Here is a 15736-nt window from a genome sequence, read left to right on the forward strand (position 1 = left end):
GCGCGGATGGACAAAGCCCTTGCGGCGCCGACGCCGAAACCCAAGCCGATAGTGCGAAGACGGCATGGCAGATCGCGCGGCCAATCCCTACATGACTTGGATGCCCACCTTCGCAACCGACTTGCCGTGGCAGCAAATTGCCATCTACGCCGCTGGCGCGGCGCTGATCCTCATCCTGCTGTTCAAATTGCCCTATGTCGGGCGGGCCTTGCGCGCGCTCTTTTCATTCGCACTGCTCGCTTTCGGCATCTTTCTTGTTCTGCAGCAAGCGCCTTTCGACCCCATCCTCTCGCGCGCCGCCGCCGACCTCGGCTTCGACCGCCAGCAGGTCGTCGGCGACGAGGTGCGCATTCCGATGGCCCCGGACGGACATTTCTGGGCGAAGGTAAGCCTGAATGGCGCCGAGCGGCGCATGCTCGTCGACAGCGGAGCGACAGTGACGGCGCTCTCAGAGGCCACGGCGCAAGCCGCTGGCGTCGAAGCCGACGCCACGCTCGTCCCGCTGCTCATGAAGACCGCAAACGGAACGGTCCGGGCGGCCGGCGGAACCGTCGAACGGCTCGAAATTGGCGGGATCGAGGCGAAAGCGCTGAAGGTCGTGATCTCGCCCGGGCTCGGCAACACCGACGTGCTGGGCATGAACTTCCTCTCGAAGCTGCAATCCTGGCGGGTTGAAGGCCGCACCCTCATTCTCGTGCCCGAGGCGCAGGAATAGCGCGGGGTCGATGCGCAGACCTGCGATAATCCACCCGGGCGCGTCTGCATCGCTGAACCTGTGATGCCGCGCCGATCGCGGTGCGCCGGACCGAAGCTTAAAGGTCACGGGTTGCAGCGGACGCGATGTTGGTCGCGCCCGGCGCATCGAACCGCGTAAACTCTGCAGAATGTCCGCTGCGCCGAAGCGCAACGAAACAACGCGATTAGCGGCGGCTATTGGCAAGCATCTGGTCGAGCTCACCATAACGCCGCGTCAGATACGTCCGCTCGTCGGCACTGTAGCCGCCGGTCGCATAAGCGGCATCGAGCCGCACCAGATCGCTGAGCTGGGCCCGCACCTGCATCGCATCGTTACGGCTGATACTGCCGCCGCGTTCGGACGCAGCCAGACGCGCTTCCAGCTGGCTCCACCTCGCGCTGTTGCCGTCATTGCCAAAGCTGCCGCCAAGGCGGCTGTCGATCGCATTGTACCGCGACCACAGATCGGCCTGCTCGCGTGCATCGAACCCGCCGCGCTGATAGCTGGCCTCGAGCTGCGCCAACGACCGCCAATCGCTGCGAAGCCGCGTGGCCTCTGCCTGCGTCAAGCTACGATTTCGCAGTCCTGTCGATATCCGCTGTTCGAAGTCTGCGTTCCGCGTGGACAGCATCTGCCAGCGACCTTCATTCTGATAACCACCCTGGTCGGCAGGCTGACCGGAATACTGACCGCCGATCCGCTGGTTCAAGGCCCGGTACCGCATCCGCAAATCACTGCGCTGCTGCTGCGACATATTGCCATTTACCGAGTATTGCGCCTCGAGCCGAACGATCTCGTTATATTCTCTGCGCATCTGATCGGCCTCGCTTCGGCCGAGCGAGCCGTCGCGCACAGCGCTGTCGATCCGCTGCTCCAGTGCGGCTCGGCGCTGAGCGAACGGCCGCCGCCCCTGGTTCCAATCAGATTCCAGCGTTTGCTCGCTTGCCTGTTCGTTGGTGCCGAACACCGAACCCAGCAGCTGCTCGAGGATATTGCCCTGCTGCTGACGCTGCTCCTGCGCCATGGCCGTCGTGGAGAGCAGGAGCGCGCTTGTAGCGGCGCCTAGGACAAAGATGCTTTTCATGGGCTTGGACCTTCATTGAATGAGCGGACGGCTCTTTGGCCGGAGACTTGGGGGCAGATCCGCTGCTATCGCTGCCGGAAGTTCATTCCTCACAAGCCGAGCGGATATCCCTGATCGCCATCCAACGCTCTGGTGGTGCCTCGGTTGCAAGGCAGCATGAATTGTGGACACGCCGAACTGCGATGGCGGCCAGTGGGGATAGCGCGGTGGAGCCGGCCGGCGTTGGGCGTGAGCCGCACTCGCTCGCTGCCGGGCAAAGTGGTCGATCGCGGTCAGGCGGCTTTTCGGCGACCTCTTGGGAAAAGCTGGTCGAGCGCGTGGCGCGCTGGCGGAACATCGCGACGGAACCTGGTTCAGGCGACGACTGGTACCGTGCCGCTGGTCATTTGGCCGACAGCGTAAAACGCTGATATTCAAGAAAACGAGCGACCATGCATACTTAGTCCCGCATGAAGCGTTGAAACGCGATGAGGGAGAATCTTAAGCTTAGTGTCACAAGCTTCGGGCCTCGGTCCGATCCCCATCATGATCGCTGCTGGCGCCGGGCCTGAGGAGATCATGTTAAAGCTTCAGAACATCATTCTCGAGATGATCGCCAAGGGTGACACGCTGGTGAATACGGCTACGTGGCTGTGCATCGAGGCGGAGACCCTCGTCCCGGATGCCATCTGCTCGGTGCTGACGGTCGATGCCGCCGGGATGATCCATCCGCTCGCCGGTCCAAGTCTTCCGGCGCACTATTCGGCGGCCCTCGATGGCCTCCAACCCGGTCCAACCGCAGGATCGTGCGGAACCGCGGCCTATCTTCGCTCCGAGGTCACCGTAACTGATATCGCAAGCGACTCGCGATGGGCCGGCTATAAGCATCTCGCGCTGCCGCTCGGCTTGCTCGCCTGCTGGTCGAGCCCCATCTTGGACGCTACTGGCGAACCAGTCGGGACCTTTGCCTTCTATTACCGTGAACGGCGGGGTCCGACCGAGCTTGAACGACAAATCGTCAGGCAATGCGTTCATCTGTGCGCGATCGCGCTTGAACGCGAGCAGCGTATGGAAGCCCATCAGCTGCGCGCGTTCACCGACGCGCTCAGCGGGCTTCCGAACCGGGCGGCGTTCAACGCCGCGCTGGGAGCCCTGGACTGCGGCGCGCCGGGCGACTGGGCGCTGCTTGTCATCGATCTCGACAATCTCAAGGTCGCAAACGACACCTTCGGCCATCACGCAGGCGACTGCCTTCTGAAGATCGCTGGCGAAAGGATCGCTGCAGCGGTGGCCCCGAACGCAGCCTTTCGCATCGGCGGTGACGAATTCGCGGCCTTGCTCCGATCGCCGGCTACTCTCGAGGATCTGGATGGCACCGCCGAGCAGATCCTTGCCGCGCTCGCAGAACCTGCGGAATGCGGTGATCATGTCATTGTGCCGCGCGCGACAATCGGCGGCGCCACGCTTGCCCTTGGCGACCGGGTTGCCGAGCGGGTGCGGCAGAATGCTGACTTCGCGCTGTATCACGCCAAGGAAACCGGGCGCGGCGGCTTCGTGCGCTACTGGCCAGGCCTCGGCACCAATATCACGCGCCGCCTCGGCGAGATCCGCGATGTCGACGCAGCACTTCGCGATCACAGGATCGATGCCTATTATCAGCCCGTCGTGCGGCTCGACACGCGCGAAATCGTGGGCCTCGAGGCCTTGTGCCGGATGCGGATTGGCGACCGGGTCATTCCTGCGGCCGACTTCCAGGAAGCGACCAAGGATGTGCATGTCGCGGCCGCAATGACGGCGCGTATGATGGCACTGGTTGCAGCGGACGTTCGCGCATGGCTGGACATGGGAATTCCCTTCCAGCACGTCGGCATCAACGTGTCGTCGGCGGATATGCACGGCGGAATGCTCGACCGCTTGCTGGCGGCAGCGTTCGATAAAGAGGGCGTGCCTTTGCACCACGTCATCCTCGAGGTCACCGAAACGGTTTACATGGGTGAAGGCGACCGCCTCGTACAGCGCGCCGTTGAGGCACTCCGCGCCAAGGGCCTGCGCGTCGCGCTCGACGATTTCGGAACGGGTTATGCCTCCCTCACGCATCTTTTGACCGTCCCTGTCGATATCCTCAAGATCGACAAGAGCTTCATCGCGCGCCTCGCACCCGGCGATGCCAGCATGGCGATTGTCGAGGGGTTGATTCAGATTGCCGGCAAGCTCGATATGCGCGTGATTGCGGAAGGGGTCGAAACCGAAGATCAGGTCCGCGAACTGATTTCGGCCGGCTGCCTGCTCGGCCAGGGATATCTTTTTTCTGAAGCGGTCGACCGTGTAGCCACGACCGCGCTGCTGCTTGGCGGCGCACAGCGGCTCTCCGCGTCTCCTATTCGCCCGGCCGGACGGATAAAGCATAAGGTTCACGAAATATCCCGCTGATCGGAGAGGAAGCGCCGCTAGACTTCGGCGGTGGAATGCCTGAATTTTGCCGGGGAGGGGACATGCCAGCCGGCTGGTGTGACCCAATTGTCAAAAACAGGCACCGCAGCAGCGCCGGAAACTGCGCGGCTAGTGCACCGTGCTCGTTTCCCCGAAGCACTCAAGAAGAAGGCCGCCCCGTCGGCTTCCCGCCCTATGTCGACCGTTCTCGTTTTTAATTGCTGATGCCAAAACCGGTCATGCAGTCAACTGATGGTTGAAGCTCCTCTTTCGCCGTTGCGAAACCGCCCAGGCGTTTGACCGAACCATAAGCGAAAGGATCGGCCGAAACTCGACATATCGGTGAATCCCAACGAGGTCGCGATTGTCTGGAGGCTGAGCGAGGGATCGTTGATTAGCTTTGAGGCGCGGTACCGGCGTTCCTGTTCGACGATTTCGTGAAAGCTGGTTCCCTGCGCCGCGAGCAGACGGGTAATGGTACGCGGCGAAACTCCGGTTTCGGCCGCCATCTGCTTGAGCCGCGGCGCGCGATGTCTATCTGACAGGATTTGAGCGACTTTGACGCGAATTTCCATCAGCGCAGCGGACGGCGATCGTTCTCGCTCGGCATGGGCAATCTGCTCGTTGGCCAGCTTCCACAAGCTGTCGTTAAATGAAATATTGGCCTTGTCGGCCCAGTGCAGCGGCATCAAGAGCCCGTTCGCCGGGGCTCCGGTCACAATCTTGCACTGAAAGAGAGTGCCGATTGCCCGGGCGTGGCGGTTATTGGGATATGTCGAGTTTAGGACGAGATCCTGCGAGAGGTCGAACTTCGACGACGCGATCAACCGATAGGCATAAATCAGCTTCGTAAGCCCCAGGAGATCGGACGTGCGACCAAGCGGCACGACATCCTCCAGATTGAAATGCAAAATGGCGCCGGTTTTCTCCAGCGACGCCCGCAGATGCCCGCCGTTCAGGTTGATAAGCCTGACGAGCGCTTCGAGTGCGTGGCCCAATGTCGGCGCGTTCGCGAACGAGAGTTCGGCGAAGGGCCCGGTCGGTTGATGAACCTCCTGCATGATCCGTTTCAGAAACTGGTCTTCGCCGACATGTTCGATGATATTGGCTGTGATATTGAGGTCATCGGCCAGCGATATAAAGGGCGGAAGGGGTCCCGAACCGCTGAGCGAGGTGCCGTCCCGCAGCCAGTCCGGCCATTCCAGCCATTCGCCGAAATGTCCAAGGATGACCGTCGGAACACTGTTTTCGGCAACGAGGCCGAGGTTCGCGATCGTATGATTCACATGCGTCCGAAACGACGAAAGCCGTTGGATGTTCGAGTTTTTCCGTTGAGGCGTCGACCGTTCCGTCAGGCTCATTGTCGTTTGCCCTTTTGTGACAAGGGCTCGGCCAAGAGATGCCGGGTCACGCTCCGCAGATTATCGGGAGAATTTGGCCGGAGGCCTAGGTAACGGAAAAAGGCTGATCCAAAAGCAAGGGATACGGCGGCGAAGGCACGGTCGTGCTCCTGCTCGGCGGTTGCCAAAGTCGACACCTTGATAACCAATATTTCGTAAACCGAGGCCAGTCGCTGTCGCAGCCGGGCGTCGCGAAGTGCAAGGTACCAAAGTTCCATAATCACAGCGTTGGTGGTGGGATCGTCGAACACATGTTCGAACAGGAGTGTCAGAACCTGTTCCACTGAATCGTTCTCGGGAATGGCCTGCAACTGAGCTTCCGCGCGCTCAAGCAGCCGGTCGATCAGCGCTCCGATCATGTCTTCGCGGTTGCCGATGAAATAGCGCACTAACGAGCGTTGCTGTCCCGCTTCCTCCGCTACGTCGGCCAGGGTCGTCTTAGCAAAGCCGCTTCGGATCACGCACGCTTCAAAGGCGGCGAGGATTTGCTCCCGGCGTTCTGTTCCCACACGCGGCCTTGCCATCGCGGAACCCTCCAACACCTATTTTGTCACCATTGACAATAAACGATTTGCGAACATCGAGCAAGGGCGCGAGCTTTGAAAAGCGCGGCTCCACGATCGCAAATGGCGCAATTCGTCCAACCGCTGTCCGCAATTGTCGATAGTTTGTCGCGCCATGACGTGAGACACAATTGGGACATCAGAAAAGCTGGGCGCAGCGAAATTTTAGAGTCGGGGGCTGTGGAAGCCTCCATTGCGGCGGGCCGCTCGGCCCGATCGCATTGACGAGTCCATGCCTTTGGGCGGCGCAGGCCGTTCCAGCCGCAAACACTGCAGGGGAGTGTTTTCGATGCTGTCTGAGAAAATTCGGATGAGCCTGCTCGTCGCAATGACGGTCATGCTGGCGGGATGCGGCGCAACCGATGGTCCCGGCAATGAAACGGAGGGGGCGTCGCGCGCATCCGCTCCTGCGGGGTGGCCAAGCTCGCTCAACGCCGTCGGCGACGGTTTCCCGACGCCGGGCGCGCCGTGCCGCATCGTCGGTGAGAGCGAGGCGACCGTCAACCTGCTGGATGATAGCGCCACGCTTGTCGGTTGTCCTTCCGAAGCTGACGCGGCCAAACTCGGCGGCAAAATCATGACCAATGTCGACGGCATCACGCTGGTTTCCGTTCCGCGCAACGCAGGGCTCCAGTCGCCGGTTGGCGACGACCAGAGCGACGCCAAAGTTGCCGGCACCGACTATAATGCGACGGCCGAGGTCAGATGCACCGGTTATCGCAAGCATCCGCCCGGCAGCTGTCCCGCGGGCGTGAAGCGCAATGGCGAAGGCGGGATGACGATCGTCGAGATCAAGTGGCCGGCGGGTGACAGCCGGACGCTATTTTTTGACAAAGGCGGCAAGCTCGTCACCGCCGATACATCGCAGGCCGATGGTTCGGCTGCCTTCCCGCCAAAGGGCATGAAGCAGGGCGACGTCACGATCGTGACGATCGGTCCCGAGCGATACGAAATCCCCGACGTCTTTGTCCTCGGCGACTGAGCGAATTCGGGCGGATCCGCATGGCAGGGTAGCGGGAGCGTAATATGAGGCAGCGATTTGTAATCGGCTTGGTCGTCTTGTCCCTTGCAGGCGTTTGGACGACCGCGGCCGCAGGAGAACCGGCACCGCAAGCGACGCTGGGTAAATGGGGCATTGAAACGGACAGTTTTTCCACGACGGTGAAGCCCGGCGACGATTTCTATCTCTATGTCAACGAAGGCTGGCTCAAGACCGCAAAAATCCCTGTCGGCCTCGATTCCTATGATGACCCGACCAAATTATACCTCGGCAATCAGGATCGGATTAACGAGATCATCAAGACCGTGTTGGTAAAGCCCTATCCTAACGGCTCGGACGAACAGCAGATTGCCGATACCTATCGCGCCTATTTCGATGTAGCGGCGCAGGACAGGCGCGGCCTTGAACCCATTCGCGGCGACTTGGCCGCGATCGCCCGGGTCAAGACGCGGACCGATCTTGCGATACTGATGGCAACCCCTTGGCAGGGCGGCCCGTTCGCATCGGGCGTCCTCCCCAACGCGGCCGACCCGCAGCATTATATCGCTGCCGTCGTCCAGTCGGGGCTGACACTGCCCTCCGACTATTATCTGGCGGCAGGCGAACCTTACGCAACGAACCGGGTCCAACTTAAGGCCTACATCGCCGATTTGCTTTCGCGGGCGGGCGTGAAGGACGCGGGCGCCAAGGCCGGGCGTATCGTCGCGCTCGAAATCGAGATCGCCAAGCTGCACTGGACAGCCCAGCAGCGACGCGACGTCGTCAAGATGTTCCATCCGATGTTACCGGACGAACTGGCGAGTTTCGCACCCGGCTTCGATTGGCCTGCCTATCTCAAAGCGCGGGGATTTGGCGGCATTTCGCAGATCGACGTGGGCACCGACACGGCGGTGCAGGGTCTGGCCCGTCTTTTTGCGGCGACGCCGGTCGATGTGTTGAAGGACTATCTCACCTTTCATCAGCTCGACAATTGGGCGGAAAATCTGGGCGCCGATTGGCAGGAAGCCCATTTCGATTTTTATTCGCGCAAGCTGCGAAACGTGCCGCAGCAGCGCACTCTCGAAGAGCGCGCGGTTGAGGCCACAAATGCTGCCGTGAGCCAGCAGATCGGCAAGATTTTCGCGCGGCAGTATTTTCCCGCCACTTACCGCGCGCAGGTCGACGAGATGGTGGGGTACATCCGCCAAAGCTTTGCCGACCGGATCGACAAGCTGCCGTGGATGGACGCCCCGACCAAGTCGGAGGCGCGAGCCAAGCTTGCAAAGGTCGCAAGTCACATCGGATATCCAGATCAGTGGCACGACTATAGCAGCATCGAGATCCGCCCGGACGATCCGATCGGCAACGCAAAGCGCACCATCGAATGGAGCCGCGCTGACGAAATCCGCCAGCTCGGCGAAACACGGCGCGATTGGGAATGGCCTTATCCGCCGCAGGAAATCAACGCCGGCTATGTGCCCTCGTTAAATTCGATCACCTTTCCGGCGGGAATATTACAACCGCCATTTTTCGACCCCGCCGCCGATCCGGCGGTAAATTTCGGAGCCATTGCCGCCGTGATCGGACATGAGTTCGGTCATGGGTTCGATGATCAGGGCAGTCGCTCCGACGGCGACGGCAAGCTACGTGACTGGTGGACCGCCGGATCGCGTGCCGAGTTCGAACGGCGGACCGAGGGACTGGTCGAGCAGTACAATGCCTATGAGCCCGTTCCGGGGGTTCATATCAATGGGCGCCAGAATCTGGGCGAGAATATCGGCGATCTTGGCGGGCTGTCGATTGCCTATGCCGCCTACCGGCGCTTCGTCGACGAAAAGCAGGGCGGGAAGGCGCCGGTAATCGACGGCTTCACCGGCGATCAGCGTTTTTTCCTGTCGTGGGGCCAGGTTTGGCGCGGCATTCGCACCGAGGCCGAGGAGCGCCGCCGCGTTCTCACCGATAACCATAGTGCTACCCGCTTCCGGGTGAACGGCGTCGCTCGTAATGTCGACGCCTGGTACGTTGCCTTTGACGTGAAGCCCGGAGACAAGTTGTACCTGCCGCCCGAACAGCGGGTGAAGATCTGGTGAAAGATAACCGCTTGAGGTCCCGGCCGATTAGGTTTGAGTAGAGGAGACGTCCGATGAATACCAAGTTAAGAACAGCGTTCTTGGGCTGCGCTGCACTGGCCACAGCGGCCAGCCCGACATTGGCGATCGCCAAGAGCGCGAGCGCTCTTCAGGATTTAGTGGGGGCAAAAGCCGGGGGCGCCGAAAGCGACCTCCGATCGCGCGGCTGGGTAATCACCGACGGCCACAAGGGATCGAGTTCGTCGTACACCTATTGGTGGAACGGGTCGCGGAATGATTGCGTGATGGTGACGACCCGCGATGGCCGCTATGCGTCGATCGCCGATGTTCCCAACACCGACTGCAATCAGCACAAGGGCGGATCGGACGGAGCGGTCGCGGCTGTCGGCGCCGTCGCGGCCATTGCCGCGATTGCGGCCATCGCCTCGCACAAGTCGGGCCACCACGACAATGGGCAGCATTATTCGGATAACCAGCAGGAGGCCGAATATGAGCGCGGTTATAATGACGGCCTCTACAGCGAGCCCTATCATAATTATTCGCGCAACGATTCCTACAGTTCAGGATACCAGAACGGGGTCGAACAGAGGCGCAACAACACAAGCTACCGCAACGATCACCGCTGGGGCGCGGGCTATGCCGCGTCGGCCGACGTGTCCGATCTGAACGGCGCGCGCGCCGCTGGCGCCGAGCGCGAGCTTCAATCGCGCGGTTTCAGGAGCGTCGATACCTTCGCATCGGGCGGCGACGGACGGGGGACGATCTGGTGGAACGGCCGGACCTACCAATGTCTGCAAGCGATCGTTGTCAATGGCTATGTCGACAGCATTTCCGATATCGGCAGCCATCGCCGCTGTCGCTGAACCGGGGTGGAAGGGGATGGCGGCGCCATTCCCTTCCGCCGTCATGATTGCGGCGGAGCCACATCATTCTTGCAGCATCGCTCTATTTGATCGGCCTGACGGCTATCAACGTGCAAGCGGTACCGCCGCCTGCCGAGCAGATCGGCGCGAACTGCGCGGCGCCGGTTTATGCGTCGGACCGCCTTGTGTGTGACGACGTTGAATTGCGCGCGATCGATACGGCGAATGTTCGGGCTTCCGCCGCCTTCGCCTCGCTCCCGCTTGCCAACGGAAGTCTGATCGAAGCCAATGCGCCATGGTTTCATCGCAGAAGCCTCTGTGCTTTCGAAGGCGAGCATCGGGCTTGTTTGCTCGAAGCTTATGGTGATCGCGCGTTGATCCTGCAAGGCGCCCTGGCGAGCGGCGGCATCGGCCGGCGCCTGCGATGCCAGGGAGAATGGAGCAAGCGAGCCCTTCAAATGACAATTTCTGGCAACGGTGCCATTTTGCTTGCCGACGCAGGCCAGCTCTTCGCCGCCGCGACCCCGCAACGACCAGATGCCATCTGGCAGCCCGCCGTAATCTATCAACAGCGCGGCAAGCGCTTTGCTTTCGAACCGCGCGGCAAAGCGGCGATCATCTGCCATTCTGATAGCTGACGATGGAGGAAATGAGTCATGACATCCGCTCTACGCTTCACGGCTGCGGCGCTCGCGAGCGTCTGCATATTGGCCCCCATCGCTATTCACGCGCAGGCACCGACCCCGAAGCCCGAGCGCGTGCAGTTTGCTAAGGGCACGTCGTCGAAAATCATCAAGGGTTCGATCAAGGGCGACCGGTCACGCCTCTTCTTGATCAATGTGCGTGCCGGGCAGACTCTGAAGGTCAAACTGGTCAGTTCAAACGCGTCGGCCAATTTCAACCTCACCGCGCCGGGCGCGGCGCAAGCGCTGTTCATCGGATCGACTTCGGGCAGCGACTTCGAAGGCGTCGTCCCTTCTTCCGGCGACTACAAGATCGACCTGTTTCTGATGCGCAATGCTGCGCGGCGCAACGAAACCGCGAATTTCACCCTGACAATCGGAGTAAACGGCCGATGACGAATGCGGCGGCGCAATGCCGCCATCTTTTCTTCGTGTGGCGCGCAATTGCTATTCGGTGGCGTGCTTTTCTATGCCTTGTCACTGGCAATTTTCGCCGATGCGGCGCGGCCATTTAGCAATGTCGTGGGAGCCTGACAGCGTACCGAAGCGATTTTAACCAGAAGGGACACGGGTTTGGCTATTATCAGTTTTAACCGGATCCTGTTTGCGCTTGCGGCAATGGTTCCAACAACGGCGGTTCCTGTCGTCGCCCAACCCGCATCCAGAACGAGCGCGCCCCCCTGGCTGATTTCGAATGGCGAGACGGATTCAGAAATTTATGTTCCGCGCGATATCGAACGACTTTACCAGAGTGGCACGAGGAGCCGTGATGGCAAACCCGGACCAATTTATTGGCAGAACCACGCGACGCATAAGATTAAGGTGACGCTCGCTCCGCCGAACAAGCGCGTGCAGGGCGAACAGGAGATTATCTACACCAACAACAGCCCCGACCCGATGCCGCTGCTGATTTTCCGCCTGTATTTGAATGCGCACCGGGCGGAAGCACTTCGCGAACTGCCAACCAGCAGCGACTTCATGACGTCCGGCATTGCCGTCGAAGAGTTCAGCATCAACGGCAAGACGGTGCCCTGGAACGATCCGGCCAGCCCCCTCGGTTCTATCAACTTCCTTGGCAGTACCATGCATGGCATCGTCCTGCCCACGCCGCTGGCGTCCAAAGCCAGTGTCTCCATCAAGATGCGCTGGAGCTATGATCTTGTCCGCGACAAGGGGTGGAAGGAAGGGGCACTCGACGAGAACAGCTTCTTCCTCGCCTATTTCTTTCCGCGGGTGACCAACTACAGCGATGATGGCGGCTGGGACACCAAGCTGTTCACCATGGGGCGCGAATTCAACAACGACTTCGCCGATTTTGAGGTCGAGGTCGTCTCGCCCCGCGACTATGTCGTTTGGGCCACTGGCGAGCTGCAGAATGCCGCGGAGGTTCTTCGTCCCAAGATCGTCGCCAGCCTGAAAAAAAGCCGGACAAGCGATCGTGTGCTGACGATCGCCGAGTCTCCCGACATCCGCGGCGGCCAGGTTACCGCTCGTGCCGATACGCTAAGCTGGAAGTGGCGCGCCAACCATGTCCCGGATTTCGCCATCGCGCTCAGCAATCACTATCGTTGGCAGGCGTCGAGCGTCGTGGTCGATCCTGCAAGCGGCCGGCGTGCCAGCGTCCAGGCGGCCTATCCCGACGATGTGGCGGACTTCGAGCCGATGGTCGAATTTGCCAGGCAAGCGTTGCGCTTCGGCTCGACCAAATATCCGGGCGTGCCCTATCCTTACTCCAAGACGACCATCGTGCTCGGCAGCGCCGACGAAGAATATCCAATGATGGTCAACGACGGATCCAACATTGGAAATCCTAGTGCCGCCAAGCTGCCTGAAAATGCCTTTACGGGCTTTGTCGCAACGCACGAAATTCTGCACAGCTGGTTCCCCTTTTTCATGGGCATCAATGAGAAGCGCTATCCGTTCATGGATGAGGGATGGACGACCACTTTCGAGTATCTGCGTAATCGCGAGGAGCTCGGCGTCGCCGTCGCGGATCAGCTGTTCAAGGATTTCCGGGTAAACGGGCCGGGCTGGCCTCAACCGAGCTCTGGGAACGAGCTCCCGATCATCACGCCGCACGATTCCTTGTTCGGGCAGACCCCTGTTTTTGCTTTCAACCAATATGGCAAAGCGGCGCTGGGCTATCTGGCGCTGAGGGACCTGATGGGCGATCGGGCGTTCAAGATGGCCCTGCACCAGTTCATGGAACGCTGGCACGGTAAGCGCCCGCTGCCTTGGGATATGTTCAACAGTTTCAACAATGCCGGCGTCGGGAACCATAGCTGGTTCTTCAAGAACTGGTTCTTCGGGTATAATTATATGGATCTGGCGCTCGGCGACGTGCGCAGCGACGAAGGCGGGCATGCGATCGTGGTGCGCAATACAGGGGGCATGGCGATGCCCTTCGATCTGGTCCTGACCTATGTCGACGGCAGCAGCGAACGGGTGCATCGGACACCTGCCGTGTGGCAGGAAAACGCACGTGCGACAGAGGTCAAGTTGCCCCGGGCAAGGCGCTGGCTTCGGTCACGCTGGACACTGGAATCTTCGTCGATTTCAACCCTGCAGACAATGATTGGAAGCGCTGACATGAACGATATTTCAGAGCCGAAGCCAGCCTGGCTGCGGGTGGTGCAATTTCCCGTGACCCGCCTGATCCTGCTCGGCGGATTCATGTTTTTCATGATCGCAGTGAACGGGACCATCTTGCTGAAGTTCGCTGACTCGCCCATTCTCGCCGCGTTGCTTGTCATCGCCATGGATGCGGTCGGATTTGCGACATATTATGCGTTCGTGCGGTACATCGAAAGGCGACCAGTCAGCGAACTGGCGCTGCGGGGCATGGGGCGAGAGCTTGGCATCGGTTTGCTGATCGGGGCGGGGCTTTATTCCCTTTGCGTCCTGATCCTGATGATCCTGGGCATTTATCGCATCGACGGGTTCAATCCATGGTCCTTCCTGTTGCCGGCAGCGGCGATGGCGCTCAGTTCGGGCGTGTTCGAGGAGCTGTTGTTCCGCGGGGTGCTTTTTCGCATCGTCGAAGAATCGCTGGGAAGCTGGATCTCGCTGGCGATATCGTCCTTCGTGTTCGGGTTCCTGCATCTGCTGAATCCACAGGGGACGGTAACGGGCGCGCTGTTCATCAGTATCGAGGCCGGGGTCCTGCTCGGCGCGGCCTATATGGCGACGCGTCGCCTCTGGATGAGCATCGGCTTTCATATCGCCTGGAACTACACGCAATCGGGCATCTTCTCGGGCATCGTTTCGGGCAATGACGCCAGCCCGGGGCTGATCAAGTCGACCATCGACGGCCCCGCAGCGTTGACGGGAGGCAGCTTTGGCCTCGAATCCTCGCTGATTGCCTTTTTGCTCTGTACGACGACGGGGATCGTCTTGCTTATTCTCGCGGTGCGCCGTGGAAATATCATCCCTCCGGTTTGGAAGCGAACACGCTCGGCGAGCGCCTTCATCCCTTGAATGCAAGAGCAGCTCGCGGAGCGACTTCAGTGGAATGCGGAAATTAGCAGCCTATTGCGCTGTTATGCGGTCGCCGCAGCGTGCCGTTCGTGACGCAAAACTGCCTCCAAGACGATGCTCGCCAGAATGTAGGTGCCGAATTGAAGCACGGGGGACAGCAGCGGCGTCTGCCCAGCTGGCTGCACGCTGAAAGAAGTGAAATCGCACGCACCGTGCATGATCAGTTGACCGAGCGCAAACGCAGACCAGCCGGCAGCCGCGCCGTTCACCAGGACCATCCCGATCTCCCCGTCAATATCAGCGGCAGCGCCCAATTGGGACCCCCCCGCAGGGTGTCCTACAGCGCGGGTCGCCACCAGCCGAGCCACGTTATCGCGCCAGCCATGAACAGGGCACCAAGGCCCGGCGGAAGAGCGAGGCTTGCAAAGGCAACATGTTCGGACACCATGTCGGTATATCGGGCACCGGCAGTGGCCAAAGTCGCAAAGATGATGCCGTTGTAAGCGAGATAAACGCAGACGGCGGGTCGCCAGTTCGGTCTGACGCTCACGCGCCTATTTCGCCCAGATAAGATGGGCCGCCTTGCCGCTGCTGCGTTCTTCGCTGGCAGCCTGACAAAAGGCCTGATGATCATTCGCCGAAATCGCGATCTGAGCACCGAAGGCCATGCCAAGCGCCAAGGTAGCCTTGCGTTCCAGTTCCGTGCGCTGGCTGCTATCAAGACTTCGCGGCTTTCCGGATGAGTCGTCATAGACCAGATCAAACTCGTTCGAGAAAGCCTTCGGATCGATCTCGAAGCCGGTGCAGGTCGCCGCGACCGCCTGCTGGTGGCCAAGCGCCTGCAGCATCGCAATATGACCTTCGTCAAAGGTGCCATCGAGCATCGACCGGATCGCGTCGGCCGCGGCTAAGTCCATCTTTACAGTGTTCGGTGCCGCGGCGGGTGCTTTTGACTGCGCGGCAACCGACGGTGCCGCCGTGAGCGCGGCGATGAGCAAAAGGTGACGAATGGCCATGATCAATATCCCCGCCGATGCGGATCGTAGCCGAACTGACTATCGGTCCAGCCGTAGGAAAACTGGCCGCGGACGAAGCAGCGTCGCTCGCCGCGGTAACAGCTTACGTCAGGCGCCGGAGAGAAATAATCGCTGCCATAGCTGCCGCCATATCCATATCGGTAGGTGTCGCGCTGCTCTTCAGTCTTGCGCTTCTTTTTTGCTGAAATGGCGGCGGCGATCCCGACGAGGCCGATAGCGAGCGCAGCGCCTGCAGCAGCGTCGCCATCGTGATCCCGATAGTGATGGTGATCGCGGTGCCAGTCGTCATGTCGAGCATAGGCTGGCGCGGGAAGAAGAAGAGCGGCAACGACGGCCGCACCGAGAAATCTGGAACGCAGCATGACACTGAACCCCTTCTGTTGCGCCGCGAATAGACCACAGATTCGGGTTTTTA

The 15736-nt window shown here is 60.6% G+C and carries 15 protein-coding genes; 8 read left to right on the top strand and 7 right to left on the bottom strand.

Translation table 11 applies throughout. The features are described 5' to 3' along the window. Window positions 1-64: 64 nt before the first annotated feature. Window positions 65-715, top strand: coding sequence for a TIGR02281 family clan AA aspartic protease (locus tag IPF76_RS08345; protein WP_293842346.1), 651 nt, complete (start codon window positions 65-67; stop codon window positions 713-715). A gap of 205 nt (window positions 716-920) precedes the next feature. Here IPF76_RS08345 and IPF76_RS08350 read toward each other — a convergent pair whose 3' ends face one another. Continuing rightward, entirely contained in the window at window positions 921-1820 is a 900-nt protein-coding gene (locus IPF76_RS08350) for a hypothetical protein (protein WP_293842349.1), read from the bottom strand. Between the two features lie 558 nt (window positions 1821-2378). On the opposite strand from IPF76_RS08350, the gene IPF76_RS08355 reads away from it, so the two are divergent. After that, on the top strand, window positions 2379-4229 hold the full coding sequence (locus IPF76_RS08355; RefSeq protein WP_293842352.1) for an EAL domain-containing protein: 1851 nt from the start codon (window positions 2379-2381) through the stop codon (window positions 4227-4229). Between the two features lie 245 nt (window positions 4230-4474). On the opposite strand, the gene IPF76_RS08360 is transcribed toward IPF76_RS08355, so the two are convergent. Both IPF76_RS08360 and IPF76_RS08365 read right to left on the bottom strand, forming a co-directional pair. Beyond that, window positions 4475-5590, bottom strand: a complete 1116-nt coding sequence (locus tag IPF76_RS08360; protein WP_293842355.1) for an AraC family transcriptional regulator — start codon at window positions 5588-5590, stop codon at window positions 4475-4477. Then, window positions 5587-6153: a TetR/AcrR family transcriptional regulator gene (locus IPF76_RS08365; RefSeq protein WP_293842358.1), complete on the bottom strand. Its 567-nt coding sequence runs from the start codon at window positions 6151-6153 to the stop codon at window positions 5587-5589. Before IPF76_RS08365 ends, IPF76_RS08360 begins: the two co-directional genes overlap by 4 nt. A gap of 328 nt (window positions 6154-6481) precedes the next feature. Here IPF76_RS08365 and IPF76_RS08370 point away from each other — a divergent pair, with 328 nt between their 5' ends. The 6 genes from IPF76_RS08370 to IPF76_RS08395 all read left to right on the top strand — a co-directional run bounded on the left by IPF76_RS08370 (window position 6482) and on the right by IPF76_RS08395 (window position 14284). Further along, on the top strand, window positions 6482-7174 hold the full coding sequence (locus IPF76_RS08370) for a hypothetical protein (protein WP_293842361.1): 693 nt from the start codon (window positions 6482-6484) through the stop codon (window positions 7172-7174). Window positions 7175-7218: 44 nt separating this feature from the next. Next, a complete protein-coding gene (locus IPF76_RS08375; protein WP_293842364.1) occupies window positions 7219-9261 on the top strand; it encodes a M13 family metallopeptidase in 2043 nt (680 codons plus the stop codon). 53 nt (window positions 9262-9314) lie between these two features. Continuing rightward, window positions 9315-10124, top strand: coding sequence for a hypothetical protein (locus tag IPF76_RS08380; RefSeq protein WP_293842367.1), 810 nt, complete (start codon window positions 9315-9317; stop codon window positions 10122-10124). Window positions 10125-10210: 86 nt separating this feature from the next. Next, window positions 10211-10762, top strand: coding sequence for a hypothetical protein (locus IPF76_RS08385; protein ID WP_293842369.1), 552 nt, complete (start codon window positions 10211-10213; stop codon window positions 10760-10762). An 18-nt stretch (window positions 10763-10780) separates the two neighbouring features. Then, entirely contained in the window at window positions 10781-11203 is a 423-nt protein-coding gene (locus IPF76_RS08390; RefSeq protein WP_293842372.1) for a hypothetical protein, read from the top strand. A 426-nt stretch (window positions 11204-11629) separates the two neighbouring features. Then, window positions 11630-14284 carry a CPBP family glutamic-type intramembrane protease gene (locus IPF76_RS08395; RefSeq protein WP_293842375.1) on the top strand — a complete coding sequence of 885 codons (2655 nt, stop codon included), beginning with the start codon at window positions 11630-11632 and terminating at the stop codon, window positions 14282-14284. 62 nt (window positions 14285-14346) lie between these two features. On the opposite strand, the gene IPF76_RS08400 is transcribed toward IPF76_RS08395, so the two are convergent. From IPF76_RS08400 to IPF76_RS08415, 4 genes are read right to left on the bottom strand one after another with little or no spacing between them, the layout of a single operon-like run. Continuing rightward, window positions 14347-14562 (bottom strand): hypothetical protein, encoded by a 216-nt coding sequence (locus IPF76_RS08400; RefSeq protein WP_293842378.1) that lies wholly within the window; start codon window positions 14560-14562, stop codon window positions 14347-14349. Between the two features lie 59 nt (window positions 14563-14621). Continuing rightward, complete coding sequence (locus IPF76_RS08405) at window positions 14622-14834, bottom strand: hypothetical protein (protein ID WP_293842381.1); 213 nt, start codon at window positions 14832-14834, stop codon at window positions 14622-14624. 4 nt (window positions 14835-14838) lie between these two features. Beyond that, window positions 14839-15306 (bottom strand): hypothetical protein, encoded by a 468-nt coding sequence (locus IPF76_RS08410; RefSeq protein WP_293842383.1) that lies wholly within the window; start codon window positions 15304-15306, stop codon window positions 14839-14841. Further along, window positions 15303-15683, bottom strand: coding sequence for a hypothetical protein (locus IPF76_RS08415; protein WP_293842385.1), 381 nt, complete (start codon window positions 15681-15683; stop codon window positions 15303-15305). The genes IPF76_RS08410 and IPF76_RS08415 overlap by 4 nt, the downstream gene beginning before the upstream one ends. Window positions 15684-15736: the final 53 nt, after the last annotated feature.

This window comes from Sphingopyxis sp. (genome assembly GCF_016704835.1).
GTDB lineage: Bacteria > Pseudomonadota > Alphaproteobacteria > Sphingomonadales > Sphingomonadaceae > Sphingopyxis.

Coding starts and splice junctions, on each gene's coding strand:
- IPF76_RS08345 (WP_293842346.1), top strand. CDS start 65: ATGGCAGATCGCGCGGCCAATCCCTACATGACTTGGATGCCCACCTTC.
- IPF76_RS08350 (WP_293842349.1), bottom strand. CDS start 1,820: ATGAAAAGCATCTTTGTCCTAGGCGCCGCTACAAGCGCGCTCCTGCTC.
- IPF76_RS08355 (WP_293842352.1), top strand. CDS start 2,379: ATGTTAAAGCTTCAGAACATCATTCTCGAGATGATCGCCAAGGGTGAC.
- IPF76_RS08360 (WP_293842355.1), bottom strand. CDS start 5,590: ATGAGCCTGACGGAACGGTCGACGCCTCAACGGAAAAACTCGAACATC.
- IPF76_RS08365 (WP_293842358.1), bottom strand. CDS start 6,153: ATGGCAAGGCCGCGTGTGGGAACAGAACGCCGGGAGCAAATCCTCGCC.
- IPF76_RS08370 (WP_293842361.1), top strand. CDS start 6,482: ATGCTGTCTGAGAAAATTCGGATGAGCCTGCTCGTCGCAATGACGGTC.
- IPF76_RS08375 (WP_293842364.1), top strand. CDS start 7,219: ATGAGGCAGCGATTTGTAATCGGCTTGGTCGTCTTGTCCCTTGCAGGC.
- IPF76_RS08380 (WP_293842367.1), top strand. CDS start 9,315: ATGAATACCAAGTTAAGAACAGCGTTCTTGGGCTGCGCTGCACTGGCC.
- IPF76_RS08390 (WP_293842372.1), top strand. CDS start 10,781: ATGACATCCGCTCTACGCTTCACGGCTGCGGCGCTCGCGAGCGTCTGC.
- IPF76_RS08400 (WP_293842378.1), bottom strand. CDS start 14,562: ATGGTCCTGGTGAACGGCGCGGCTGCCGGCTGGTCTGCGTTTGCGCTC.
- IPF76_RS08415 (WP_293842385.1), bottom strand. CDS start 15,683: ATGCTGCGTTCCAGATTTCTCGGTGCGGCCGTCGTTGCCGCTCTTCTT.